The organism is Microbacterium sediminis (assembly GCF_004564075.1).
GTDB classification, from domain to species: Bacteria; Actinomycetota; Actinomycetes; order Actinomycetales; family Microbacteriaceae; genus Microbacterium; species Microbacterium sediminis.
Window position 1 is genome coordinate 1,440,888 of sequence record NZ_CP038256.1, and the last position, 24,935, is coordinate 1,465,822.

Annotated in this window: 21 protein-coding genes, 1 tRNA gene and 1 pseudogene; 19 read left to right on the forward strand and 4 right to left on the reverse strand. The window is 73.8% G+C overall.

Annotation, left to right across the window (positions count from 1 at the left end; all coding sequences use genetic code 11):
- Positions 1-67: 67 nt before the first annotated feature.
- The 6 genes and pseudogenes from E3O41_RS06840 (at position 68) to E3O41_RS06865 (ending at position 6,389) form a co-directional block, all read left to right on the forward strand.
- Entirely contained in the window at positions 68-1,207 is a 1,140-nt protein-coding gene (locus E3O41_RS06840; protein WP_135012186.1) for a glycosyltransferase, read from the forward strand.
- Between the two features lie 407 nt (positions 1,208-1,614).
- Positions 1,615-1,761, forward strand: a pseudogene (locus E3O41_RS14530) (sugar O-acetyltransferase); the annotation flags it as partial.
- Entirely contained in the window at positions 1,758-2,984 is a 1,227-nt protein-coding gene (locus E3O41_RS06850) for a glycosyltransferase (protein WP_067023344.1), read from the forward strand. The pseudogene E3O41_RS14530 and the gene E3O41_RS06850, both read left to right, overlap by 4 nt.
- A 158-nt stretch (positions 2,985-3,142) precedes the next feature.
- Entirely contained in the window at positions 3,143-4,111 is a 969-nt protein-coding gene (locus E3O41_RS06855; protein ID WP_135012188.1) for a glycosyltransferase, read from the forward strand.
- Positions 4,111-5,127, forward strand: coding sequence for an alpha/beta hydrolase family protein (locus tag E3O41_RS06860; protein WP_067023350.1), 1,017 nt, complete (start codon positions 4,111-4,113; stop codon positions 5,125-5,127). The genes E3O41_RS06855 and E3O41_RS06860 overlap by 1 nt, the downstream gene beginning before the upstream one ends.
- Before the next feature lie 29 nt (positions 5,128-5,156).
- Positions 5,157-6,389: a hypothetical protein gene (locus tag E3O41_RS06865; protein WP_067023353.1), complete on the forward strand. Its 1,233-nt coding sequence runs from the start codon at positions 5,157-5,159 to the stop codon at positions 6,387-6,389.
- Here E3O41_RS06865 and E3O41_RS06870 read toward each other — a convergent pair.
- The 4 genes from E3O41_RS06870 to E3O41_RS06880 are packed head-to-tail and all read right to left on the reverse strand — an operon-like array spanning position 6,350 to position 11,041.
- Positions 6,350-7,873, reverse strand: a complete 1,524-nt coding sequence (locus E3O41_RS06870; RefSeq protein ID WP_067023357.1) for a lipopolysaccharide biosynthesis protein — start codon at positions 7,871-7,873, stop codon at positions 6,350-6,352. The two genes, E3O41_RS06865 and E3O41_RS06870, sit on opposite strands and share 40 nt — an antisense overlap.
- Positions 7,870-8,715 carry a glycosyltransferase gene (locus tag E3O41_RS14130; protein ID WP_158231511.1) on the reverse strand — a complete coding sequence of 282 codons (846 nt, stop codon included), beginning with the start codon at positions 8,713-8,715 and terminating at the stop codon, positions 7,870-7,872. Before E3O41_RS14130 ends, E3O41_RS06870 begins: the two co-directional genes overlap by 4 nt.
- A complete protein-coding gene (locus E3O41_RS14135) occupies positions 8,712-10,154 on the reverse strand; it encodes an O-antigen ligase family protein (RefSeq protein ID WP_067023363.1) in 1,443 nt (480 codons plus the stop codon). Before E3O41_RS14135 ends, E3O41_RS14130 begins: the two co-directional genes overlap by 4 nt.
- A gap of 5 nt (positions 10,155-10,159) precedes the next feature.
- Positions 10,160-11,041, reverse strand: a complete 882-nt coding sequence (locus E3O41_RS06880) for a GumC domain-containing protein (protein ID WP_067023366.1) — start codon at positions 11,039-11,041, stop codon at positions 10,160-10,162.
- A gap of 263 nt (positions 11,042-11,304) precedes the next feature.
- Between E3O41_RS06880 and E3O41_RS06885 the strand changes: the two genes are divergently transcribed.
- The 13 genes from E3O41_RS06885 to E3O41_RS06945 all read left to right on the forward strand — a co-directional run bounded on the left by E3O41_RS06885 (position 11,305) and on the right by E3O41_RS06945 (position 24,932).
- Positions 11,305-12,300: a glycosyltransferase family 2 protein gene (locus E3O41_RS06885; RefSeq protein WP_067023369.1), complete on the forward strand. Its 996-nt coding sequence runs from the start codon at positions 11,305-11,307 to the stop codon at positions 12,298-12,300.
- Entirely contained in the window at positions 12,297-12,878 is a 582-nt protein-coding gene (locus E3O41_RS06890) for an acyltransferase (protein WP_083990797.1), read from the forward strand. The genes E3O41_RS06885 and E3O41_RS06890 overlap by 4 nt, the downstream gene beginning before the upstream one ends.
- Positions 12,875-13,867, forward strand: coding sequence for a glycosyltransferase family 2 protein (locus E3O41_RS06895; protein ID WP_067023372.1), 993 nt, complete (start codon positions 12,875-12,877; stop codon positions 13,865-13,867). Before E3O41_RS06890 ends, E3O41_RS06895 begins: the two co-directional genes overlap by 4 nt.
- A gap of 2 nt (positions 13,868-13,869) precedes the next feature.
- On the forward strand, positions 13,870-15,597 hold the full coding sequence (locus E3O41_RS06900) for a fatty acyl-AMP ligase (protein WP_067023375.1): 1,728 nt from the start codon (positions 13,870-13,872) through the stop codon (positions 15,595-15,597).
- Positions 15,598-15,621: 24 nt separating this feature from the next.
- Positions 15,622-15,897 (forward strand): acyl carrier protein, encoded by a 276-nt coding sequence (locus E3O41_RS06905; RefSeq protein ID WP_067023378.1) that lies wholly within the window; start codon positions 15,622-15,624, stop codon positions 15,895-15,897.
- A complete protein-coding gene (locus E3O41_RS06910; RefSeq protein WP_067023381.1) occupies positions 15,894-16,517 on the forward strand; it encodes a 4'-phosphopantetheinyl transferase family protein in 624 nt (207 codons plus the stop codon). The genes E3O41_RS06905 and E3O41_RS06910 overlap by 4 nt, the downstream gene beginning before the upstream one ends.
- Positions 16,514-17,842 (forward strand): wax ester/triacylglycerol synthase domain-containing protein, encoded by a 1,329-nt coding sequence (locus tag E3O41_RS06915; RefSeq protein WP_067023384.1) that lies wholly within the window; start codon positions 16,514-16,516, stop codon positions 17,840-17,842. Before E3O41_RS06910 ends, E3O41_RS06915 begins: the two co-directional genes overlap by 4 nt.
- Positions 17,839-18,789 (forward strand): glycosyltransferase family 2 protein, encoded by a 951-nt coding sequence (locus tag E3O41_RS06920; RefSeq protein ID WP_067023387.1) that lies wholly within the window; start codon positions 17,839-17,841, stop codon positions 18,787-18,789. The genes E3O41_RS06915 and E3O41_RS06920 overlap by 4 nt, the downstream gene beginning before the upstream one ends.
- Positions 18,786-20,312, forward strand: a complete 1,527-nt coding sequence (locus tag E3O41_RS06925; protein WP_083990798.1) for a sugar transferase — start codon at positions 18,786-18,788, stop codon at positions 20,310-20,312. The genes E3O41_RS06920 and E3O41_RS06925 overlap by 4 nt, the downstream gene beginning before the upstream one ends.
- Before the next feature lie 114 nt (positions 20,313-20,426).
- Positions 20,427-20,699, forward strand: a complete 273-nt coding sequence (locus E3O41_RS06930; protein ID WP_135012189.1) for a hypothetical protein — start codon at positions 20,427-20,429, stop codon at positions 20,697-20,699.
- Between the two features lie 43 nt (positions 20,700-20,742).
- Positions 20,743-20,815: transfer RNA gene (locus E3O41_RS06935), tRNA-Val, on the forward strand.
- A gap of 168 nt (positions 20,816-20,983) precedes the next feature.
- Positions 20,984-23,713: a pyruvate dehydrogenase (acetyl-transferring), homodimeric type gene (aceE, locus tag E3O41_RS06940; protein ID WP_135012191.1), complete on the forward strand. Its 2,730-nt coding sequence runs from the start codon at positions 20,984-20,986 to the stop codon at positions 23,711-23,713.
- Complete coding sequence (locus tag E3O41_RS06945) at positions 23,706-24,932, forward strand: PucR family transcriptional regulator (RefSeq protein WP_067023393.1); 1,227 nt, start codon at positions 23,706-23,708, stop codon at positions 24,930-24,932. Before aceE ends, E3O41_RS06945 begins: the two co-directional genes overlap by 8 nt.
- Positions 24,933-24,935: the final 3 nt, after the last annotated feature.

The window sequence follows — 24,935 nt, forward strand, 5'->3', positions numbered from 1 at the left end:
AGTGCGCGGTCCCCTACCCTGATCCCGTCGCGCTCGTGCGCGAGCATCGGGCAGAAGGGATCGCAGCATGGCGAAACCGCGCGTCGTGGTCATCCTGCGCTACGGGCTCAACCCCGGCGCGTGGCTCGCGCGCCACGACGCCGGCGAGGTGGTCGATCGGGCACCCTACGGCTACGACCGGGCCGAGCAGTGGTTCGAGCTGTCGTGGTCGAGGGATCACCCCGAGGGACCGGTCCGGCGCACCGTGCGCACCGGCCTGCGGCGCCTGCTGGGATTCGACCTCGTGCACGTCTGGCGCAATCGCCGCATCATCCGTCATGCCGATGCCGTGTGGACGCACACGGAGCGCGAGCATCTGGCCGTCGCGGCGCTGAAGGCCCTGCGGCCGCGCGCCTACCGCGCGATCAGCATCGCGCAGTCCGTGTGGCTCTGGGACCGCTGGCAGGAGGCGGGCGCCCTGCGCCGGGCGCTCTACGCTCGGCTGCTGCGGCGGCACGCCGTCGAGCTCACGCTGAGCCGCGAGAACCGCGACGCGTCGCGCCGGCTCGTGCCCGGCCGCGACGTGCGGCGCATCCCGTTCGGCACGCACCCCGCCAGCGGTGCGGGCCCGGAGCACGTCCGGGCGGATCCGCCCGTCGTGCTCACGGTGGGCAACGACCGGCACCGCGACTGGGGTCTCCTGCTCGACGTCACCCGACGGATGCCCGACGTGCGCTTCGACGTCGTCACGCGCGCGGAGGACGTGCGGGCGCGGGACTGGCCCGCCAACGTCACGGTGCGCTCCGCCACGCAGACGGAGCTCCTGGCCCGCGCCTACGCCGAGGCGAGCGTCGTGGCGATCCCGCTGCGGCCCAACCTCCACGCGTCCGGCTGCACCGTGGCGATCGAGGCGATGTCGGCGCGGGTGCCGATCGTGGCCACGGGCGCAGGCGGGATCCAGGAGTACCTCGCGGGCACCGGCGCCGCGATCGTCGCGGTCGGCGATGGCGTGGGCTTCGAGCGGGCGCTGCGGTCGGCCCTCGCCACCCGGGCGCGCGGGCCCGCGCGGCCTGAGGTCGCCCGCGGCCTGACCGAGGACGACTACGTTCGGCGCCTCGCCGCGATCACGCTGGCGCTGCGGGAGGGCCGGCCCGTGCCGGCGGCCGTCGAGGCGTTCGCCGCGGTGCCGGATCCCGCGCGGCCGCACCGGACGGGGGTGGCGGCATGAACACGCTCGAGCTGATGATCGGCGCCCAGCGGGCCCGGGACCGGGTCTTCAGCGCGCTGGCCGCCCCGGGGTTCGCCGCCTTCGGCCGCGGCTCGCGCGTGCTGCTGCCGACGCGGCTGTCGGGGGCGCAGCACATGAGCGTCGGCCGCGGGGTCCTCATCGGCGCCGGCTCCTGGCTCATCGTCCCGGAGCAGCGCCTGCCCGGCCCGAACATCGTCCTGCACGACCGGGTGCGCATGAACGGCACCGCGATCTCCGCGGTCGGGCTCGTGGAGATCGGGGAGGCGGTGGGCATCGCGCGCGGCTGCTACATCTCGGATCACTCCCACGGCTTCGCCGACCCCGACCGGCCCATCCGCGATCAGCCCGTCGACCGCGTGGCGCCCGTGCGGATCGAGCGCGGCGCGTGGCTGGGCCAGAACGTCGTGGTCCTCCCCGGCGTCACGATCGGCCGGGGCAGCGTGATCGGCGCGAACAGCGTGGTCCGCGCCGACATCCCGCCGCGCTCGGTCGCCGTGGGCGCCCCGGCGCGCGTCGTGCGGGAGCTGTCGTGACCCTCGCCGGCGGGCTCCCGGAGCACACGGCCGCGGCCGCGCCGGAGGCGCTCGCGGACGTCGTGTTCACGTTCTCGTACGAGTCGTTCGCCGATGCGCACCGGCGCGGGATGATGCGTCCCCCGGACCGGCTCGTGTCGACGCTGATGGTCCACCCCGGCGTGCGGCGCCTGCTCGTGGCCGATCCGTACCGGTCGTGGGGCTCGGCCTGGGCGCGCGCGATCATCGACCGTCCTCACACGCCGCGCCCGACGGAGCGCCTCGCGCTCGTACGCCCCCGCCGTCTCGCCCGTGCAGATCCCGAGGCGATCGAGGACATCGAGCGCACCTACCGGCGATACGAGCGGGCGCTGATCCGGTCGTCGGAGCGGGCCGGCCTCGACGCGCCGTACCTCATCACGACCAACCCCCTCGTGGCCGGGTTCGCCGACGCGGACTGGACGAGCGGCGTGCTCTACTACGGGCGCGACGACTGGCTCAGCTCGCCCGCCCGCCGGCGCTACTGGCCCGCGTATCGCGAGGCCTACCGCCGGATCGCCGAGCGCGGTCACGCCGTCGCCGCCGTCTCCGGCGAGATCATCGAGCGCATCGGCCCGACCGGCCCGCACGCCGTCGTGCCCAACGGGATCGAGCCGGCGGAGTGGCTGCAGCAGCAGCCCACACCCCCGGACTGGTATGCGCGCATCCCCGCGCCCCGCGCCGTTTACGTGGGCACGCTGGACTCGCGCCTCGATGTCGACGGGATCCGCGAGCTGGCCACGCGCCGGCCGGAGCTCCAGATCGTGCTCATCGGCCCGGCGCCCGACGCGCGCTTCCTCGCCCCGCTGCGGCCGCTGCGCAACGTGCACACGCGCGGCCTCATCGGGCGCACCGAGATCGTCGCCGTGCTGCGCAACGCCGAGCTCACGCTCCTCGCCCATCGCCGCACCGCGCTGACCGAGGCGATGAGCCCGCTGAAGGTCTTCGAGTACCTCGCCGCCGGACGCACGGTGCTGGCCACCGACCTGCGCCCGCTCCACGGCCTCGGCGACCGCGTGCTGCTCACGCCGACGGTCGCCGACTTCGCCGACCGCGTGGACGAGGCCCTCGGCCTGGGGGCGCAGACCGAGGCCGAGCGGCGCGCGTACATCGCCGACAACGCCTGGCCGAGCCGCCACCGGCAGATCCTGCGACTGCTCCCGCCGCGCTCCGCAAGCCCGCACGCGCCCTCCCTGGGCAGCTGAACGGCGCCCTGCCCATGACCGCGTCCGCGCTGCCCGGGAAGCCGTCTCGGTCCCCATCGGCCGGCGCTTCCGGTGGGCCGCCGCGGGGGTCATGATCGACCCATGCACCACGCCGCGCGCGACTGATCCGATCGGTCGCCGAGACCGATGAGGAACCGATGAACGTGCACGAGGACGTCCTGCTGGTCTGCTCGGGGGGAGGCCACCTCCGCCAGCTCGCCGGATTCGCGGAGCGCCTGGGCATCGCCCGCGAGCGACAGGTGTGGGTGACGTTCCGCAACGGGCTCAGCGAGTCGCTGCTGGAGGGGCGGCGCGTGATCTGGGCGCCGTTCACCGCGCCGCGCGACCTGCGCAACTTCGCCCGCCTCGTGCTCCTGGCGCGGCGGGTGCTCGCGCGGCAGCGGTTCGGGCACGTGATCAGCACGGGCTCCAGCCCCGCCGCCGCATTCCTGCCCCTCGCCGTGCGCAAGGGCATCCCCGCGTCGTACATCGAGAGCGCGGCCCGGGCCGACGGGCCGTCGGTGACGGGACGGATCGTGTCGCGCTTCCCGCGGATCCGCACCTACTGCCAGTACCCGGCGTGGGCCGATGAGCGCTGGCAGTACCGCGGCTCGGTGTTCGACGGCTACACGCCCGGCGCGGTCACCCCGATCATGCCCCGCAGCGCCGTGGTGAGCGTCGGGACGCAGGAGGGGTTCCCCTTCGACCGGCTGTTCGCGAAGGTCGTGCCGCTGCTGGCCGACTTCGACCGCGTGCTCTTCCAGACCGGTGATGCCGATGTCTCGCACCTCGGCATCACCGGGGTGCCCAGCATCGCCCACGCCGACCTCAAGGCCGCCATCCGCGACGCCGACGTGGTGATCACGCACGCCGGGGTCGGCGGCGCGCTCACCGCGCTCGATCTCGGCAAGCACCCGATCATGATTCCGCGCAGCGCCCAGCACGGCGAGCACGTCGACGATCACCAGGTGCAGGTGGCGCGCGAGCTCGATCGGCGCGGGCTCGCGACGGCCCGGTCGGTGGAGGAGCTGAGCTCCCGGGACATCGTCGAGGCGGCGTCCAAGAGCGTGCGCGCCGTCGCGCCGCCGCGCCTCGACCTCATCCCCTCCCCCGTCGCGGGAGCCTGATGGCGGGACCCGAGCCCCGTCGGTCGCGCGTCGTCGCCGTCATGGCGCTCGCCGCCGCCCTGCTCCTGACCGCGTGCACCGGCGCCGCGGAGCCACCGCCGCCGTCGCCGACCGCCACGCCCACGGCGGATGCCGCGACGCCCCGCACGCTCGAGGATCTGCTGGCGCTCCCCGCCGAGCGGCCGGTGCTCGAGGACGTCGCCGCCGCCGCCGCCGTCGCCGGGGAGACCGCGCGGCAGGTGGCGTACGAGAGCGCCGGCGCGCGGGTGACGGCCGTGCTGCGCACGCCGGCGGGCGCCGAGACGTCGCCGGCGGTGGTCGTGGTGCACGGCAGCGTCGACCCGACGTCGTACGTCAGCGGCGGCGATCTCCTCCCCGAGCAGCGGGCGCTGCTGGCGGCCGGCTTCGCCGTGCTGGCGATCGACATGCGCGGCTATGCCGGCTCGGATCCCGCCGCGACCGCCGCGCCCACCATCGATCCGGGATTCGGCTGGGGCACGACGCTGGACTGGGGCATGGCGCTCGACGTCGTCAACGCCCTGCGCGCGCTGCGCACGGGCGCCGTGGACGGCGTCGACGCCGATCGGATCGGTCTGCTCGGCCACTCGCTGGGCGGGCTGCTCGCGCTGGATGCCGCGGTGATCGCGCCCGGCGCCGCCGATCTCGTCGTCGCGCTCGCGAGCGCGCCCTCGGACTTCCGCGCGGCGATCGAGGCCATGGCGCAGGAGCGACCCGACCTCGCCGACGATCTGGACCAGGGCCTCCCGCCGGGCTACTGGGAGGCCGTGTCGCCGCGCGCCCACTTCGACCGCGTGACGGAGCCCCTGCTGATGATCCACGGCGCCGCCGACGACGTCGTTCCGGCCGCCTGGTCGGAGGAGACCGCGCGGGCCTGGGAGGACGCCGGCCCGCCCGCCGACCTCGTCGTGCTGCCCGGCGCGGACCACCACTTCGCCCCGAATCGCGACGAGGCCGTCGCTCTCACGGTGGCGGCCTTCCACGCGGTGCTGCGATGAGCGAGCATGGAATCCACGGAGGAGGAGACATGGCACGAATCCCCGGATCCCCAGGCACCGCGCGGCTGAGCCGCCGGCAGGTCCTCGCCGTGCCCGTGATGACCGTCCTCTCCGGTGCGCTCGCCGGCTGCGCGCCCGAGCTCCTGCCGCGGCAGATGCTCGACGGCCGGGCCGACGTGCGCGCCCTCACGACCGGACCGGCCTCGAGCGGCTCGTACGGTCCCAACGGCACGCACTTCCCGCCGGAGCTGCCGTGGCCCGGCGCGGTCGCCGCCAGCGACATCGAGGTGGAGTGCGACTGGGTGCAGATCGCCCGGCGCATCCAGGCCCTCACCCCGCAGCAGGTCGAGGCGGGCGTCATCATCCGCGTCGCCCCGGGCACGCTCCCGGGCGCCGGGTCGGGCTCGTCCTCGCGCGCGGTGCTGGCGGGTGTGGGCAACCAGGAGTGGCCGCGCAACGTGCTCATCGTGCCGCGCGACGGCTTCGGCAGCGTGCGGATCGCCGACATCGGCGCCCGCTTCGATCAGTGCACGCGGCTGTCGCTGTTCGGTTTCGTCAGCGGCGGCGGCTTCACCCTCACCCGGTGCGTCTCGATGCAGATCGGCTGGAGCCGGTTCGACACGGCGAACGTCACCCGCGGCGGGCGCGGCATCGGCTTCTACGAGCTCGTCGTGGGCTTCCGCCGCAGCGACGCCGACACGGCCGCGATCCGGCCCACCGAGACGTTCGAGATGACCGACATCGTCCGCTACGGCTGCGCCTTCGGCCCGACCGTCAAGCCCGGCGGCAGCGGGGCGCACTGCGACACGCTGCAGCTGGAGGGAACGGGGACCGGCCCGTTCGGGCCGCTCCTGAGCGTGGACTGCGTCGACTACGGATCGTCGAACGCGGTGTTCGTGCTGCACACGCGCGTCACCCGCGCCGAGTTCCAGCACTGCCTCGTGCTCGGCGACGGGCTGCCCTGGCAGCTGTTCCCGCTGCAGCCCGGCGACTACGACGGCCGGCCCAACGCGTTCGCCGGTGGGTGCCAGGACGTGCGGCTGTACGACTCGGTGGTGTGCGGGCCGATCGGCTCGATGCGCTTCACGCACGTCGAGCGCACCCGGCTGAGCTACGCCCCGGTCGAGTCGCAGCAGCCGAGCGTGAGCGGGCGCTGGGAGGTCGACCAGGCCATCGCCGGCTGGAGCCGCGACGACATCATGGCCCTGCAGGCGGTGCCCGACTACGAGGAGGAGACGCTGCGCGCGCTCTGGGCCTGGTGATCCTCGCCCTCCGGCTCCGCCGCGCGCGGGGCCCGGATCCGCCGCACGAACCCGAGGATCTGCCCGAGGTCGCGCCGGTACGCCGGCAGCAGGAACAGCGGCGCGCAGGCGACGAGCGCCGCGCCGCATCCGGCCAGGACCTGCACGATCGCGATCGCGTCCGGCAGCAGGTGCGACGCCGCGTACGACGCCGCGAACGCGACGAGCGTCATCGCGAACGGTCGGCCGATCGGCGCGGCGATGTCGCCCGGCCGCACGAAGGTGCCGCGCATGGCGAACGCGAAGCCGGGCACGAGCATGAGGAAGCTCAGCGCGCCGTACGTGATGACGAGGCCCGGGAGCCCGCCCCACCAGATCCCGAACACGTATCCGGCGATGACGATCGGCCGCGCCACGAGGTCGTACACCAACTGGCGGTGCGAGTGCCCGAGCGAGATGTAGAGCCAGGTGCGCAGCCGCCCGATCGCCTGCGCGAACCCGGTGATCGCGAGCAGGCTGAACAGCAGCGCCGCCGTCTCCCACCCCGGTCCGAGCAGCAGGGCCACGAGCGGGCCGGCGACGCCGGCGGCGACCGCGTAGGTGGGAAGGGTGAGGTAGCCGATCACGAGCGCGGCGCTGCGGATGTAGCGGCGATACCGGTCGCCGTCGTCGCGCAGCGTGCTGAGCACGGGCAGCGCGACCCGGCCGAGCGGGCCGTTCATCTGCTGCAGCGGCAGCAGGAACAGCGAGTACGCCCGCGAGTACTGGCCGAGCGCGGCGGGACCGAGCTGCGCGCCGATGATGACGTTGTCGAGGTTCTTCTCGGCGTAGCCCAGCAGCTCGGCGCCGAAGATGCTGCCGCCCGTGCCCACGAGCCGCCACGCGTCGCGGACGATCCGGGGCGGGCCCCACACGGGGCGCACGAGCGACCACAGCACGACGAGGCGGACGAGGAAGTTCGCCCCCGCCATCGCGACGAGCGACCAGAAGCCCCACCCGATCAGCGCGGTGACGATGCCGACGACCACACCGGCCGCCATCGTGCCGATGTCGAGGACCGCGAGCATCCCGAAGCGCAGCTGCTTGGTGGCCCGCGCCTGCAGCGGCATGACGAGCCCGCTCAGCAGCACCCCGGGCGCCATGAGCAGGGTGATCTCCACGAGCCGCGGCTCGCCGTAGAGTGCCGCCACGAGCGGGGCGCACGCGGCGACGACGGCCGAGAGCACGAGGCCGATGAGCGCCGAGACCCACAGCAGGCTGCGCCACACGCGCTCGCTCAGCTGCTGCGCCTGGATGATCGCGCCCGTCATGCCGAAGTCGCGGACCAGCTCGGCGACCCCCATGACCGCGCCGACCATCGCAAGCAGGCCGAAGTCGGCCGGGGTGAGCAGGCGGGCGAGCACGACCGTCGACACCATCTGCAGCAGCGCCCGGCCCCACAGACCGCCCATCGTGACGATCACGCCGCGGCTGGCCCGGTGGGCCAGGTGGCTCGGCGCGCTCATCCCGTCACCACCCGCGTCGACTCGTCGCGGCTCCAGGCAATCGGCCGGCGCCCGCGCAGCAGTGCGGCCGCCCGGCGATGCGCGATCACGTACACGCCGGCGTAGACGAGGAACCCGGGCCAGAGCGCCGGCCGGCGCCACACCCGCCGCAGCAGCGCGCGCGCCCCCGCCCCGCCGCCGGGGGCCGCAAGTCCCGGGAAGCGCAGCGCCAGCTCGCGATTGCCGGCCGCGATCCGGGTGTTGCGCCGCACCACCGCGGCCAGCGTGGCCGGAGCGCGCACGCGGAACACGAGATCGCGCGCCGAGAGCCGCTCGCGGGGCGCGAACAGCTGGCGGACGTAGAGGTCGTCGGCGATGAGATCGGGGAACGAGCCGAGCCGCCGCAGGCCCCGCTCGCTCAGCATGTACACGCCCGACCCGACGTGATCGGCCGAGCGGTAGTCCGTCAGCGCCCAGATGCGGTCGTACTGCCGCACCCACCACGATCGCGACGGGATCACCTCCAGCCGCGGTGCCGCGACGCCGGCGCCCGCCGCCGCCATGCGCTGCGCGAGGGCGCGCAGGGTGCGCCCGGACACCATCACGTCGGCGTCGACGACGGCGACCGGAGCCCCCCGCGCCGCGCGCAGGCCCGCGTTGAGCGCGGCGATCTTGGATCCGACCGGGAGCTCGATCACGGTCACCGCGCGCCCGGCCTCGCGCGCGATCTGCGCCGTGCGGTCCCGGCAGCCGTTGGCGACCACGACGATCTGCGCGAGCGAGCCGTCGCGCAGGGCGTCGAGCGCCCGCCCGATCACCGCCTCCTCGTCGTGCGCGGGCACGACGACGACGGGGCCGGTCATCGCCGCGCCCCCGCCGTCGCGGGGCGCGCGCCCGCGGGCGGGCCCCATCGCTCCCGCCCGTCGGTCATGGCCCACGCCCCGACCCCCAGCAGGATCGCGAGCAGCAGCAGGGTCTGCATGAACGCGAAGGCGTCGTAGAAGTACGCCGCGACGGCGTAGCCGAGCACCGAGGCGGTGATCGCGAACGCCAGGAACGCCCGCTCGATCGGCACGCGCGTGTCGAAGCAGAACCGCACGAGGCGCACGACCGGGTACAGCAGCAGCACCGCCATGCCGATCACGCCCACCACCCCCGTCTCCAGCGCCGTGCCCAGCCACTGGTTGTCGAGGATCTGCGCGTTGGCCTCCTCGCCCACCACCACCCGCGTGGCCAGGCCCGAGCCGAACCACGGCGTCGCGGACAGCTCGGCCAGGGCCGGCCCGATGTCGGCGAGGCGGCCCTGGCCGCGCGTGCCGATGCTCGTCATCTGCGAGGCCACCAGCCCCTCGATGTCGAACAGCGACAGCACGGTCGACTCGAACAGCGTCGGCAGCACGAGCGCCATGAGCACGACGAGCGGGAGCCCCGCCGCCAGCAGGATCCCGGCCAGGCGCGGGCGCAGCAGCAGGAGGAACACGAACATCGCCGCGAGCACGACGACGCCGGTGCGCGACACCGCGCTGAGGAGCCCGAGCATCATCACGCCGATCGCGCCGATGAGCACGATCCGGCGCGTGACCGGCTCGCGCGGCCATCGCCCGAAGCGCATGAGGTACAGCGCGATCGGCACGATCATGCAGAACAGCACCGACAGCGCGATCGGGTGCTGCGACGAGGCGTACGAGCGGTTGCCGCCCGCGCGCAGCGACTCGGCGTCGTCGCGCAGCAGCTCGAGGGGCAGGAAGCTCTGCAGCTGCAGGAAGGCGTTGAAGCCGGTGATCCGCTCCACGAACGCGAAGAAGCCGATCACCGCACCGCCGATGACGATGAACGTCAGCAGGGCCGTGACCTGCCGCGGCGATCCCAGCATCTGACGCACGATCAGCACGACGGAGAGCAGGAACGCGAGCTGGACGAGATTCGACAGGGCGCCGCCGATGCTCTCGTTCTCGGTCACGGCGACGGCGTTGGCCATGAGCGAGGCGAGCATGGCCCACAGGAAGATCGCGATCGCCCAGCCCCACACGACCGGGCGCCACGTGAGCCGTCCCGCCCCGAGCTGGTACGCCAGGAGCAGCAGAAGCAGGACGAGCAGCACGCGGTACGGCTCGAGGGCGGGCCCGATGTCGATCGGCAGCGCGTACCGGCGGATCGGCACGAACAGCACGACGGCGACGAGCAGGAACAGCAGCGCCGTGAGGCCGTGGTGTGACGAGCCCTCCCGCAGCGCGGTGTAGGTGCGACGGGAGCGCTCGCGCAGCCCGCCGATCGGGCGCGGGCGGGGCGCGGCGATCGACATGAGGCTCAGTCGCCGGAGGACGATCGGGCGCCGATGAGCTCGTCGCTCTTCGTCGTCGCGCGCTGTCGGCTCGCCTCGGCGTCGACCTCGTCGAGGTCGGTCGCCGCGGCCGGTCCCCGCGTGCGGAGGCGGGCGAGGCGCCGCAGCGCCAGACGCTCGCGGACGATCTCGACGACGAGCGCCAGGGCGAGGACGACGAGGAAGGCGCCGAACGCGACGATCACGACGGGGATCATCGGATTGCTGCCCACCCCCTCATCCGCCACGGGCTCGGTCAGCAGCTCGGGCTCGATGCGGATGTCCTCCGGGAGGCCGAGCTCGGTCTGCTGCGCGGCGATCATGGCGAGGAAGGCGTCCACCGCGGCGCCGGCGATGGCCTCCGCCCGCCCGGGCGACTGGGCGGTCGCGCCGATCTGCACCACCGGGAGCTCGAACCGGCCCGGGAAGCGCTCATCGCCGGTGGGCTGCGTGGTGCGGCTCACGGCGGACACGTCCTCGTCGTCGCCCAGTTCGCCGACGGCCGCGACCACGTCGGTCTCGATCGCGTCGGAGGATGCCAGGTAGGCGAGGATGATCGCGTTGGATGCCACGTCGATCGGCACCGGCTCCTGCACGATGAGCTCCTGCGCCGGCGCCTGCTGCTCCCCCTCCGCGGCCTGCGGCAGCGCCTGCGTGACCCCGGGGATCTCGACCTGGTAGAACGTCGGGCTCTGCGAGCTCAGCAGCACGTTGGCGGTGGCGGTGTACACCCGCGAGGCCCGCGGGATCAGCTCGCCGTTCTCGAGGGTGAAGCCGGCGAAGACGCCGACGGCGAGGGACGCCACGAGCCCCACGATGAGCAGGACCTTCTGCCGCAGCAGGCGAGTCAGATAGACGGGCTGATCCACGTGTTCCCCTTGTCCGAGCCGCGGTGAGATCCGCGTGTTCTGCACTGGAGACTTCACGCTATGTCGCCGGTCACGGGCCGGGCAGTTGCGGAAAAGTAACGGACTACGGGGATCGTTGCGTGTTCTGCGCAGCCGCCCGTCCTCATGCCCGGGCATTGCCTTGCACAATGCTCGACCCCGCGAGCACGCTGTAGCCCACCTCCCCCTTCCGCGAAGCCCGACTGACCCCCGCGGGCCGGAACGGGCGAGGAGAGGAGACGGTCGTGATCGCGAGCCCGCGCAGCGGCGACGTGCCCCCGGCGATGCCGGGCGCCGCGCAGGTCGCCGTGGTGCTGTGCACGCGCGACCGGCCCCGGTTCCTCGCGAGGGCCCTCGAGGTGCTCGCGGAGGTGCTGCCGGCGGAGGCCGAACTCATCGTCATCGACTCGGGATCCGCCACCGACGCGACGGCGCGCATCGCACAGCGGGGGTCCGTGCGCTACGTGCGCTCCGACGTGCCGGGCCTCTCGATCGCCCGCAACCTCGGCCTCGCCGCGACCTCGCGCGACATCGTGGTCTACACCGACGACGACTGCGAGCTGCAGCCGGGGGCGCTCGGGGCGCTCCTGCTGCCGTTCACCTCGCCCCGGGTCGGGGCCACCACGGGGCGCCTGAGCGACCACGCCGCGCCGCCCGTCGCGGCCGGCGGCGCGGCGGTGCGGGTGTTCCGCGCCCCCGCCGACGGGATCGACGCCGGTCACGGCGCACTCATGGCGTATCGCACCGCCGTGCTCCGCGCGATCGGCGGCTTCGATCCGCTCCTCGGCGCCGGCCGCGCGTTCGGCGGTGCGGAGGATCTCGACGCCTTCTGCCGCGTGCTCCGCGCCGGCTCGACGGTGGTGCACGTGCCGCGCGCCGAGGTGCGGCACATGTTCACGCGCGACGACGAGGACTACGCCGCCCTCCAGGCCGCCTACGGCCGCGGCCTCGGCGCGATGACGCGCAAGTGGGTCGCCGCCACCGGATCGCCCGGGCGCCGGATCGCGTGGCGCGTGCTGCGCCGGGCCGCGCTGGGCCTCGTCCGGCACCGCGGTGACGCCCGGGCGCGGGCGGGGCGGCGCGCGTACGTCGCGGGCCTGCGCGAGGGCTACCGCCGCGCGCGCGACATCCCCGTGAGCGACCTGCTCTTCCACGACGTCGCCCCGCCCGCGCCCGTGCGCCTGGGCGCCCCCATCGCGATCGCGGAGCACTCCCCCGCGCCCGAGCGAGGTGCGGCATGACCCGCGTTCTCGGGACCCTCCGCTCGCTGCTCGACCCCCGCACGTACGTGCAGGCCCTGCGGCTGCTCCACTTCGCCTCGTACGCGCACGTGCGGCAGGTGGGGCGGCTGACCCGCGGGGAGAACGTGAGCTTCGCGCCCAACGTCTCGTTCCGCAACGCCGAGCGCATCGTGCTGGGAGCCGGCACGCACATCGGCGAGCACAGCGTCATCTGGGCGGGCAACACGACGGGCCGCATCGTCCTCGGCGAGAAGTGTCTGCTCGGGCCGCACGTCACGCTCACCGCCTCGAACTACGGCACGGCGCCGGGCGCGTTCATCATGGACCAGCCCAAGATCGAGCAGGACATCGTGCTCGGTCGCGACGTGTGGCTCGGCGCCAACACCGTGGTGCTCGCCGGCGTCACGATCGGCGACGGCGCGGTCGTCGCCGCCGGCGCGGTCGTCACCCGCGACGTCGCCGCCGGCACGATCGTCGGCGGCGTGCCGGCCAGGGTCATCGGCCGGCGCGAGGGGCGCGACGACGCGTTCCGCCCCGCGGTCCGCGCCCGCGTCACCACGCACGGGGTGCGCTCATGAGCCCCCGCGTCGCGATCATCCTCGTCAGCTTCAACACCGCCGCCGCGACCGTCGAGGCGGTGCGCACCGCGAAGGCGGCCACCCGCACGCCCCACGAGATCGTCGTCGTCGACAACGGCTCGCACGACGGCAGTCCGCGGGCGCTGCGCGAGGCGTTCGACGACATCTCCGTGATCGACGCCGGCGGCAACCTCGGCTTCGCCGCCGGCGTGAACCTCGGCGTGCGGCACAGCACGGCGCCGCTCGTGGTGCTGCTCAACCCCGACACCGAGGTGCTGCCGGGCGCGATCGACGCCCTGGTCGCCTTCGCCGAGGCCCACCCCGAGGCCGGCGTCTACGGCGGCCGCACCCTCCGACCCGACGGCGGCGTCGACCCGAGTTCCTGCTGGGGCGAGATGACGCTGTGGTCGCTGCTGTGCTTCGCCACCGGGCTCTCGACGCTGTGCAAGCGCTCACGCGTGTTCGACCCCGAGTCGCTCGGGCGGTGGCAGCGCGACACCGTCCGCGAGGTGCCGGTGGTCACCGGATGCCTGCTGCTCACCGCGCGCGCGACGTGGGAGGCACTCGGGGGGATGGACGAGCGGTTCTTCCTCTACGGCGAGGACGCCGACTTCTCGCGCCGGGCGCGCTCCGCCGGCTGGCGGCCCGTCGTCGTGCCCGACGCGACCATCGTCCACGCGGTGGGCGGCTCCACCTCATCCAGCGGCCGCAAGATGTGCATGGTGATGGCGGGCAAGGCCACCGTCCTGCACACGGCGTGGTCGCCCGCCCGACGCGCCCTCGGGCTCGTGCTCCTGCAGGCCGGCGCGCTGCTGCGCGCGCGCAGCGCCACCTGGGGCACGGTCTGGCGGCGGCGACGCGATTGGCGCGCGGGATACCCGCACGCCCACGCCGCGCTCTTCGGCGGCCCACCCGCGGCGTCCGCCGACGGGTCACACGATCGGCCACCCGGCCCCCGCGTCGCCCTGGCGACTCGACCCCAGGAGTGAACATGCTCACCACCGACACCGACACCCTCGTCGACGCCCTGCGCGACACCGCGCGGAGCCTCGGCGACGCTCACGGTCTCACCTACTACACGACGCCCGACGACGTCTCCTACCGCGGCTACGCCGAGCTCGACCGGCGCGCCCGCACCATCGCCGATGCGCTCATCCGGCGCGGGTTCCGGCCGGGCCAGATCGTGACGATCGGCCTGACGGCCGGGCTCGACTGGGCCGACGCGGCGTTCGGCACGCTGTACGCCGGGCTCGCGTTCGTCCCCGCGCCCGTCGCGGGATACGGCACCGGCGCGGCGCTGGGCGAGCGCGTCGCCTCCATCGCGCAGGCCGCGGAGTCGGTCGCCTTCCTGACCGACCCCGGCGTCGTCGCCCGCCTCGGCGACGAGCTCGCCGACCGCGGCATCGCGTCGATCCTGCTCGAGGACCTCCTCGCGGAGGGCGACCCCGACGCGTGGACCCCGCCGCCGATCGATCGCGACGCGATCGCCTATCTGCTGTACACCTCGGGATCGACCGGCGACCCGAAGGGCGTGATCGCCACCCACGGCACGGTGGCGGCCACCGCCGACTCCGAGATCTTCCGGAACGGCCCCGAGGCGGTCATGGTCGGCTGGTCGCCGATGCACCACATCATGGGGCTGCTGCTGAACGTCGTCATCCCCGCGGTGAACGGGTCGCAGGCGGTGATCACGGCGACGGAGCAGTTCCAGCGCCGCCCGGTGTTCTGGCTCCAGCTCATCAGCCGCCACCGCGGCACGATCAGCGCCGGCGGCAACTTCGCGTTCGCGCTGTGCACGCAGCTGGCCACCGATGAGCAGATCGCGGAGCTCGACCTCTCGTGCGTCGAGTCGCTCTTCTCGGGCAGCGAGCCGGTGCGCCCGGAGACGGTCAGCGCCTTCCTCGAGCGCTTCGCGCCGACCGGCATCACGCGCGATCAGATCACGCCCGTCATGGGCATGACGGAGGCGCAGCTGATCACGAGCAAGTTCCCCGACGAGGAGCTCGTGATCCGGCGCTTCGACGCGTCGGCCCTCGAGGCCGGGCGCCTGCAGCCGGCCACCGGCGAGGGCACCGTGGAATGGGTCTCGTGCGGACGCGCCCGCTCCGACACGAGCGTCGTGATCGTCGATCCCGACACCCTGCTGCCCGTCGACGATGGGGTCGTCGGGGAGATCTGGGTGTCGGGACCGATGGTCGCGCCGGGGTACTTCCGTCGCCCCGACGCGACCGCCGAGACCTTCGGCCACTCCCTCCCCGGCCGCGAGGGCTCGTACATGCGCACGGGCGATCTCGCCGCGTGGCTGGACGGCCAGCTGTACGTCACCGGCCGGCTCAAGGAGATGATCATCATCCGCGGTCGGAACCTGTACCCCGCCGACATCGAGATGGCCGCCCGCGCCCTCTCGCCCGCCGTCGGCATCGGCGCCGCGTTCGAGCTGCAGGACCACCCGTCAGCGGTGGGCATCGCGCTCGAGATCGACCCGGACGAGCTCGCCGCCTCCGGCGAGGACGTCGACGGCCTGGCCGCTCGGATCCGCGCCGGACTCACGGCCCGGATCTCGCTGCCCTCGCTGGGCGTCGCGCTCGTCGCTCCCGGGGTGCTCCCCCGCACCCCCACCGGCAAGGTCCGCCGCACGCCCACCCGCACGATCCTCGAGCGCGGCGAGCTCGACACCCTGCACCTCTCGGGGTTCCGCCCCGTCCCGCTTTCCGTCTGACCCGACCCCACCTGAGGAGAACCCATGACCGACATCGACCTCGCGCCGAGCACCGCGACCGATCCCACGCCGACCGCCGCCTGGCTCGTGGAGCGGATCGCGTTCTACGGGCAGACCGACCCCGCGGCGCTCACGCCGGACACGCCGCTGACCGAGCTGGGCCTGGACTCGGTGTACTCGCTGACGCTGTGCGGCGACATCGAGGACACGTTCGGCCTGCCGATGGACGTGACCTCCCTCGCGGAGTACGCCACGCTGCGCGAGCTGGCCGACGGTGTGGACGAGCGCCTCGCGCGATGACCACGACACCCGCCCTCTCCGACGCCGTGACCGGCATGACGCGCCTGGCCGACCGCGAGGTGCACTGGCGGCTCGGCTGGGCCGATCCCGGTGCCGACCCGTCCGTCATCGCGCGGGTCTGGCTGGCCGAGCTCGCCACGGCACACGGCCTGTTCGAGTGGGCGGGGATCGGGCCGGCCCGGCCCTGGACGAAGCCTCGCCTCGCGGGCGACCCCGACGCGGACGCGAGCATCTCGCACAGCGGCCGGGCGGTGCTCGTGGCGGTCATGCGCGGGCGCGGGCTGGGTGCCGACATCGAGGTGGCGCCCTACCGCGCCTTCGCCGCGCCGACCCTGCTGAGCCGTATGTGCACTCCGGCCGAACGCAAGGCGCTCATGGCCCAGCCGCCCGGGGAGCGCCGCTTCCACGCCGCGGCGCTGTGGACCGCGAAGGAGGCACTGGTGAAGGCCACCGGGCGCGGGCTCGCGCACGATCCCCGCACCGTGCACGTCGAGCCGGCCCCGGCACCCGCCGGGGCCGTCGCGACCGCGCACCTCGCCGTGGCCGACGGCGCGCGCACCGCGCTGGCGGCCCTCGACGTGGCGGGCCTGTCGCGATCGAGACCCGAGGAGTCGCCATGACCCTGACCGACGCGCGGCGCGATCCGCCCCCGCCGACGGCGCACGCCGAGTTCATGCAGGTCTGGGAGGAGGGGTACGTCTCGCGGCGCATCGCGTTCGAGACCATGCACACCCCCGGCCTGTTCATCGCCGAGGGCGGCCCCCTGCGCGCCGCGGACGGCACGCTCGACCGCGCGCGCATCACGCGCTTCGTGGACGCGATGATGGCCAGCCACCCCGCGTTCCGGGTGCGGCTGCAGCGATCCCTCCTGGGCCTGACGCCGCCCGCGTGGGTGCCCGACGACCGCTTCGCGCTCGCCCGCCACCTGCGCTTCGCCGACGAGCCCGCCGACCTCGCCACCGCCGACCTGCGCACGCTGGCCGGCTCGAACGACGAGCCGCTGTCGCTGCGCCACCCGCTGTGGCGGGTGCGGATCACCGAGCTCACCTCGGGCGACGTGGCGGTGGGCATGACGATGCACCACGCCAGCATGGACGGCATGTCGGGCATGCGCCTGTTCTCGGCCACGAGCACCGCGTCGGCCGATGCGCCCCTGCCCGACCCGGTCGATCCGTTCGCAGGCGTCCGCCCCGCCCGCGCGTGGGAGCTGCCCGTGCGCGCGCTGCGGGCGTGGTGGCGGCGCACCGGCACGCCGTCGTCGGCGTGGCGGGACTGGCGCGCCAAGCCCGCGCGCCGCCGGCTGCGCCGCGTCGCCGCGCGCCTCACGCTGCCGCTGCGCTACGACCGCGGCGGCGACGCCGCCCGCGCCGCGGCGCTGCCCCCGCGCCACTCCGCCTACCGCGACGTCGACGCGGCGCCGGCGAGCCGACGGGCGCGGGAGTTCGGCGGAACGCTCGGATCCCTGCAGGCGGCGGCGCTCATCGCCGCGTGGCCGGGGGCCGACCGCGTCGTGCGCCTGCGCTTCCCCGTCTCCTTCCACCGAGCGGGTCCCGACGACACCGCCCGCAACAACGTGCGCGACATGGAGGTGTTCGGCGACGCCGACGCGCCGTTCGACCGGACGGTCGCATCGGTGCAGGAGCAGGTGGCCTCGCGCGACGACTCCCGCCCCTATCCGCCCGTCCCCGGCACGCCGATCGGCTACAGCACGGTGATCCCCTGGGTCTCGCGCCCCCGGTACTTCTGCGGCGCCGAGATCCTGCACATGATCCCCTTCCCCGCCAGCCTCGGTCACGACGCCCTCTCCGCCGCCGGCATCCTCTACCGCGGCCGCCTGTTCGTGGGGGCGACCATGCCGATCGCCGCCGACGTCGAGGCGACGGCCGGTCGGATCTTCGAGCTGATGACCGGCGAACCCGACACGGGAAGGCCCTCCCCGCGATGACCGCGCCCACGCTCGCCATCGTGCTGCCGTCGTACCGGCGGCTGCCCGCGCTGCCGCGGCTGGTCGAGGCGTACCTGCGGCAGGGAGCCGACGAGGTGATCGTGGTGCTCGACGGGCCGCACCCCGGCTGGCGCGACGTCGTGCCGGTCCCGGAGCGCGGGCGGGTGGTGGAGCTGCCCGCGAACCGCGGCCTCGCCCGCGCGCGCATCGCCGGCCTCGAGCACGTCTCGGCCGACGTCGTGCTCGCCGTGGACGACGACGTGGTGCCCGACGCGGGCCTCGTCGCGCGCCACCGCTCCGCCCACGCGGGCCTCGCGGACCGGGTCGTGCAGGGCTACATGCCCGTCGCGCTGCCGGCGCGCCGCGGACGCGACGCCGCGCCGACGTACCTCTACGCGCGCGACTACGAGGCGCAGGCCCGCGCGTGGCGCAGCCGCGGCTCGGCGGCGATCCTCACCTCGCTCTGGGGCGGCAACCTCAGCCTCCCGTCCGAGCTGTACCGCCGGGCCGAGGCGCTCAAGCCATCGGTGCGCCTGGAGTACAACGAGGATCTCGACCTCGGACTGCGCCTGCGGGAGCTGGGCGCGTCCGCGGAGTTCCTCGAGAGCGCCCGCGCGCGGCACCACCACCGGCGCGGGCTGGCGGCGTACCTGCGCGAGTGCGAGGCCCGCGGCCACGCCGTGCACGCCCTCGAGCAGCGCTGGGGCTCGCGGCCCCCGCAGCTCACGCCCATCGTCGCGATCCCGCCGTCGTACAGCCGCCTCCTGGGCGCCGCCCAGCGGCGCATCGCCCACGACGACGCGAACGGCGCCGCGCTGCGGGCGGCGATCCAGGCCTACCGCACCGCGGGCCTGGCCCGCGCCTGGAGCGCCCAGGACGCCATCGCGCGGTTCCTGCGCCGCGCCCTCGCCATGCGCGGCTACCGACATGCCCGGGAGGCGCGATGACGACCCCGCCCGTCGCGGCCGGCGGCCTCGCGGCCGGGGAGCTCGTCGCGGCCGCGCGCGCGGCCGCCGCCGACGCCGTCGGGGGCGAGAGCGGCAGCGCCCGGTGGCAGCGGACGTACAGCCTGGGCCTGCTGATCACCGATCTGCTGGCGATCGTCTGGGTCGTCTTCGGCACGCAGATCGCCTGGTTCGGCATGGAGGCGCCGACCGTGATCGTCGGCATCGACGTGCCGATCGCCTACACGACCGCCTCGGCCGTGATCTGCGTGCTCTGGGCAACGGTGCTCTCGCTCAACGGCAGCCGCAGCTTCCGCGTGACGGGCGTGGGCTTCGAGGAGTACAAGCGCGTCATCGAGGCGAGCTTCATGCTGTTCGCCTGCATCGCGATCGCCGCGTACCTGTTCCAGTGGTCGATCGCGCGCGGCTATCTGCTCATCGCGCTGCCCGCCGGTGTCACGGTGCTCATCGTCACGCGCTGGCTCTGGCGCCAGTGGCTCAGCGCGAAGCGCGAGCGCGGCGCGTTCAGCCAGCGGGTGCTGCTCGTCGGCTCGGAGGAGTCGGTGCGCCATGTCGCCCTGGAGCTGTCGCGCACCCCGCACGCCGGCTACCGCGTCGTCGCCGCGTGCGTGCCGGGCCGCGCGGACGGCGCCGAGATCCCGGGCACCACCACGCCCGTCGTCGGCGGCCTCGACGAGATCGGGCCGGCGCTCGAGCGGGTCTCAGCCGACACGGTGATCATCACGAGCAGCGACGAGCTGCCCGCCGGCCGGGTGAAGGAGATCTCCTGGTCGCTCGAGCGCGGGCGGCGCCACCTGGTCCTCGCGCCGAGCCTGGTGGACATCGCGGGGCCCCGTATTCACACGCGACCCGTCGCGGGCCTGCCGCTCATCCACGTGGAGACCCCGAACCTCTCGGCCGGGCAGCGCGCCCTCAAGCGCGTGACCGACATCCTCCTCAGCGCCACGATGCTCCTGGCGCTCAGCCCGCTGCTGGCCGTGCTCGCCGTCCTCGTGCGCACCACCTCCCCCGGCCCGGCGCTGTTCCGGCAGGAGCGCATCGGCCGGGCCGGTAGCCCGTTCCGAATGCTCAAGTTCCGCTCGATGGTGGTCGACGCCGAGGAGCGGCTGCACGCGGTGCGGGGGCAGCAGGATCACGGCAACGCCGTGATGTTCAAGATGCGCGACGACCCCCGCGTCACGCGCGTGGGCGCGTGGATGCGGCGCTACAGCCTGGACGAGCTGCCCCAGCTGATCAACGTGCTGCGCGGGCAGATGAGCCTCGTCGGCCCGAGACCGCCGCTGCCGCGCGAGGTGGAGCAGTACGCCACCCACGTGCACCGCCGCTTCCTCGTCAAGCCCGGGATCACGGGGCTGTGGCAGGTGTCGGGGCGCTCGTCGCTGTCGTGGGAGGACACCGTCCGGCTCGACCTGTCGTACGTCGAGAACTGGAGCCTGCTCGGCGATCTGCTCATCCTGCTGCGCACCGCCCGCGCCGTGATCGCCCCGGGCGACACCGTCGCCTGACCATCGCTGCCCGGGGAAGACTGCCCAGATCGCGGCCGTGCGGTTGCCCCTGCGCGGCCACGCGGGTAAGCCTGAGATCACCCCTCCCGACCACCCCCTCCCGAGATGAACGACATGACCCGTGCCCTCCGCACCACCCTCGCCGCCACCGGCCTGTCGATCGCGCTCGTCGCCGGCCCGGTGCTCGCCCTCGCCGCCACCCCGGTCGACGCCGACGACGCGGCCGTCACCGCGCCGCAGGACGACGGGCGCGCGGCCCGCGCCACGCTCGTGTCGGCGCCGGAGCCCACGGCGCTCACGCTGTGGATCGGGGGCGGCGCGGCCCTGCTGGTGGGTGGCGCGGCGGTCGTGTCGCACACCGTGCGCCGGGAGCGGTCGTCGGCCTGACCCGCGCGGGCCGCGCGGCCCGCGCCGATAGACTCGGACGCACGGGCCTTTAGCTCAGCTGGTAGAGCACCTGGTTTACACCCAGGTTGTCGTCGGTTCGATCCCGGCAGGGCCCACCCCCGTCCCTCCCGCCACCCCGCCCTTCGGCCGCGCCCGCGCCCTCATCCGGGCGGGCACCGATGGCGTTAGGCTGGGGACGATATGCGTGCGGCGTATCCCCATCGGGCTGCCCGCGCGCCGGCTCCAATCGCGGCATGATCTGCCGCACGACGAAAGGTCATCCGGTGGCTGTTCACGATCAGGATCCGTACTCGCAGGGACCGCAGGACAGCGATCCCGAGGAGACGAGCGAGTGGCAGCAGTCCCTCGACGAGCTCGTCGCCGCGAAGGGTCCGCAGCGCGCCCGCGAGGTGATGCTGAGCCTCCTCAAGCGCTCGAAGGAGCGCCGTCTGGGCGTGCCGATGGTGCCCACCACCGACTACGTCAACACGATCTCGGCCGAGGACGAGCCCGACTTCCCCGGTGACGAGGAGCTCGAGCGGCGCTACCGCCACTGGATCCGCTGGAACGCCGCCATCACGGTGCACCGCGCGCAGCGCCCCGGCATCGGCGTCGGCGGCCACATCTCGACCTACGCCTCGGCGGCGTCGCTGTACGAGGTCGGCCACAACCACTTCTTCCGCGGTCGCGACGCCGACAACGGCGGCGACCAGATCTTCTACCAGGGTCACGCCTCCCCCGGCATGTACGCGCGCGCGTTCCTCGAGGGGCGCCTGACCGAGCAGCAGCTCGACGGCTTCCGCCAGGAGAAGTCGGCCGCGCCCGTCGGCATCCCCTCGTACCCGCACCCGCGCATGATGCCGGAGTTCTGGCAGTACCCGACCGTGTCGATGGGCCTCGGCCCGATCAACGCGATCTACCAGGCGATGACGAACAAGTACCTCGCCAACCGCGGCATCAAGGACGTCGCCGACTCGCACGTGTGGGCCTTCCTGGGCGACGGCGAGATGGACGAGGTCGAGTCGCGCGGCCAGCTGCAGGTGGCGGCGAACGAGGGCCTCGACAACCTCACGTTCGTCATCAACTGCAACCTGCAGCGCCTCGACGGCCCCGTGCGCGGCAACGGCAAGATCATCCAGGAGCTCGAGAGCTTCTTCCGCGGCGCGGGCTGGAACGTCATCAAGCTCATCTGGGGCCGCGGCTGGGACGACCTGCTCGCCCGCGACGTCGACGGCGCGCTGCTCAACCTCATGAACACCACGCCCGACGGCGACTTCCAGACGTACAAGGCCGAGTCGGGCGCGTACATCCGCGAGAACTTCTTCGGCCGCGACCCGCGCGCCCTGGAGCTCGTCAAGGACTACACCGACGAGCAGATCTGGAACCTGCAGCGCGGCGGCCACGACTACCGCAAGGTGTACGCGGCCTACAAGGCGGCCGTGGAGCACAAGGGCCAGCCCACCGTCATCCTCGCCCACACCGTCAAGGGCTACGGCCTCGGGCCGCACTTCGAGGGCCGCAACGCGACCCACCAGATGAAGAAGATGACGCTCGACGACCTCAAGCTGTTCCGCGACACGATGGACATCCCCATCACCGACGCGCAGCTCGAGGAGAACCCGTACCAGCCGCCGTACTACCACCCGGGCATCGAGGACGACACGATCCAGTACATGCTGGAGCGCCGCAAGAACCTCGGCGGCTTCCTGCCCGAGCGCCGCACGACGCACGTGGGCCTGGAGCTGCCGCAGGACAAGGACTACGCGCTGCCGAAGAAGGGCTCGGGCACGCAGCAGGTCGCCACGACGATGGCGTTCGTGCGCATGCTCAAGGACCTCATGAAGGTCAAGGGCTTCGGCAACCGCATCGTGCCGATCATCCCGGACGAGGCGCGCACGTTCGGCATGGACTCGTACTTCCCGACCGCGAAGATCTACAACCCGCACGGCCAGAACTACACCTCGGTCGACCGCGAGCTGCTCCTGGCCTACAAGGAGAGCCCTCAGGGCCAGATCATGCACGTGGGCATCAACGAGGCCGGTGCCACCGCCGCGTTCACCGCGACCGGCACCTCGTACTCGACGCACGGCGAGCCGCTGCTGCCGGTGTACATCTTCTACTCGATGTTCGGCTTCCAGCGCACCGGCGACGCCTTCTGGGCCGCCGGCGACCAGCTCACGCGCGGCTTCATCGTCGGCGCCACCGCCGGCCGCACCACGCTCGCCGGCGAGGGCACCCAGCACATGGACGGCCACTCGCACCTGCTGGCGTCCACCAACCCGGCCGTGATCAGCTACGACCCGGCCTACGGCTACGAGGTCTCGCACATCGTGCAGTCGGGCATCGAGCGCATGTACGGCGGCTCGCACCCCGACCCCGACGTCATGTACTACCTCACGGTGTACAACGAGCCGATGGTCCAGCCGGCCGAGCCGGAGGGCGTGGACATCGAGGGCATCGTCAAGGGCATCCACCGCGTCGCGGAGGGCTCCGGCGACGGTCACCGCGTGCAGCTGCTCGCCTCGGGCGTCGGCGTGCCGTGGGCCCTCGAGGCGCAGGAGCTGCTGAAGAGCGACTGGGGCGTCGTCGCCGACGTGTGGTCGGTCACGAGCTGGACCGAGTTGCGCCGCGACGGCCTCGCCGCCGACGAGCACAACTTCCTGCACCCCGACGAGGAGCCGCAGACGGCCTACCTCACCGAGAAGCTGAAGCACGCCGAGGGCCAGCCGTTCGTGGCCACGAGCGACTTCATGCACGCCGTGCAGGATCAGATCCGCCCGTGGGTCCCCGGCCCGTACGGCACGCTCGGCGCCGACGGCTTCGGCTTCAGCGACACCCGCCCCGCCGCCCGCCGGTTCTTCAAGATCGACGGACCGTCGATGGTGGTCAAGGCGCTGCAGATGCTCGCCGAGCAGGGCAAGGTCGACCGCGCGGTCGTCGGCCAGGCGATCGAAAAGTACCGCCTGCACGAGGTCACGGCGGGCGCGTCCGGCAACGCCGGTGGGGATGCCTGAGTCCGCCTCGGGCGGCGTGGCGGCCGGTTCCGACAAGGCCGCCACGCTCGCCTGGCTGCGGCGCATCTCGGGCGATCTCGCCACGGCGACCACGCGGCGGCTCGAGGAGTCGCTGCCGTGGTTCACGGAGATGCCGCCCGGACGGCGCTCGGCCGTGGGCCTCGTGGCCCAGGCCGGCATCTCGTCGTTCATCCAGTGGTTCGACGACCCCACGACCACGCCGTCGATCGCGGCGGACATCTTCGCCGCGGCCCCGCGCGAGCTGCTGCGCAGCGTGAGCCTGCAGCAGACGCTGCAGCTCGTGCGCATCACCGTCGAGGTGGTCGAGGAGCGGGTGGCGAGCAAGGGCGAGCACCTGCGCGAGGCGATCCTGCTCTACTCGCGCGAGGTGGCCTTCACGGCCGCCGACGTCTACGCGCGCGCCGCCGAGTCGCGCGGCCTGTGGGACGCCCGCCTCGAGGCGCTCGTGGTCGACTCGATCCTCACGGGAGAGACCGACGAGGAGCTGCCGAGCCGCATCGCCGCGCTGGGCTGGCACGGCCACGGCGAGTCCTGCGTCATCGTGGGCACGACTCCCCCGGCGTTCGACGTCGACCACGTGCGCCGCACGGCCCGCAAGCTCGGCGTCGACGTGCTCATCGGCGTGCAGGGGTCGCGGCTCGTCCTCGTGCTCGGCCGCTCGCAGGTGATCGCGCGCCGGGCCGACCGCCCCGAGCTGCCGTTCGACGAGATCGCCCGCGGCCTCGAGCCGTGCTTCGGCGAGGGCCACGTGGTGCTCGGCCCCACGGTGCCCGCCATCGTCGACGCGAGCCGCAGCGCCCGCGCCGCGCTGGCCGGTTTCGCCGTCGCGCGGGCGTGGCGGGGTGCTCCCCGCCCGGTCGAGGCCGACGACCTGCTCCCCGAGCGCGCCCTGGCGGGCGACCCGGTGGCCAAGCGCACGCTCGTCGAGCGCATCTATCAGCCGCTGGCCGATCACTCCACCGACCTGGTCACCACGCTGTGGGCGTACCTCGACAACGGCCGTTCCCTCGAGGCGACCGCCCGGGAGCTGTTCGTGCACCCGAACACCGTGCGCTATCGCCTCAAGAAGGTCGGCGACGTGATCGGATGGGACGCCACGGGACCGCGCGAGGCGCTGATCCTGCAGACCGCGCTCATCCTCGGCTCGATGGGCAGCGAGGCCACGCGCCGGCGCTCGGCGATCCGACGCCCGCGCTGAAGC

Coding starts and splice junctions, on each gene's coding strand:
- E3O41_RS06840 (WP_135012186.1), top strand. CDS start 68: ATGGCGAAACCGCGCGTCGTGGTCATCCTGCGCTACGGGCTCAACCCC.
- E3O41_RS06855 (WP_135012188.1), top strand. CDS start 3,143: ATGAACGTGCACGAGGACGTCCTGCTGGTCTGCTCGGGGGGAGGCCAC.
- E3O41_RS06860 (WP_067023350.1), top strand. CDS start 4,111: ATGGCGGGACCCGAGCCCCGTCGGTCGCGCGTCGTCGCCGTCATGGCG.
- E3O41_RS06865 (WP_067023353.1), top strand. CDS start 5,157: ATGGCACGAATCCCCGGATCCCCAGGCACCGCGCGGCTGAGCCGCCGG.
- E3O41_RS06870 (WP_067023357.1), bottom strand. CDS start 7,873: ATGAGCGCGCCGAGCCACCTGGCCCACCGGGCCAGCCGCGGCGTGATC.
- E3O41_RS14130 (WP_158231511.1), bottom strand. CDS start 8,715: ATGACCGGCCCCGTCGTCGTCGTGCCCGCGCACGACGAGGAGGCGGTG.
- E3O41_RS14135 (WP_067023363.1), bottom strand. CDS start 10,154: ATGTCGATCGCCGCGCCCCGCCCGCGCCCGATCGGCGGGCTGCGCGAG.
- E3O41_RS06890 (WP_083990797.1), top strand. CDS start 12,297: ATGACCCGCGTTCTCGGGACCCTCCGCTCGCTGCTCGACCCCCGCACG.
- E3O41_RS06895 (WP_067023372.1), top strand. CDS start 12,875: ATGAGCCCCCGCGTCGCGATCATCCTCGTCAGCTTCAACACCGCCGCC.
- E3O41_RS06900 (WP_067023375.1), top strand. CDS start 13,870: ATGCTCACCACCGACACCGACACCCTCGTCGACGCCCTGCGCGACACC.
- E3O41_RS06905 (WP_067023378.1), top strand. CDS start 15,622: ATGACCGACATCGACCTCGCGCCGAGCACCGCGACCGATCCCACGCCG.
- E3O41_RS06910 (WP_067023381.1), top strand. CDS start 15,894: ATGACCACGACACCCGCCCTCTCCGACGCCGTGACCGGCATGACGCGC.
- E3O41_RS06915 (WP_067023384.1), top strand. CDS start 16,514: ATGACCCTGACCGACGCGCGGCGCGATCCGCCCCCGCCGACGGCGCAC.
- E3O41_RS06920 (WP_067023387.1), top strand. CDS start 17,839: ATGACCGCGCCCACGCTCGCCATCGTGCTGCCGTCGTACCGGCGGCTG.
- E3O41_RS06925 (WP_083990798.1), top strand. CDS start 18,786: ATGACGACCCCGCCCGTCGCGGCCGGCGGCCTCGCGGCCGGGGAGCTC.
- E3O41_RS06930 (WP_135012189.1), top strand. CDS start 20,427: ATGACCCGTGCCCTCCGCACCACCCTCGCCGCCACCGGCCTGTCGATC.
- E3O41_RS06945 (WP_067023393.1), top strand. CDS start 23,706: ATGCCTGAGTCCGCCTCGGGCGGCGTGGCGGCCGGTTCCGACAAGGCC.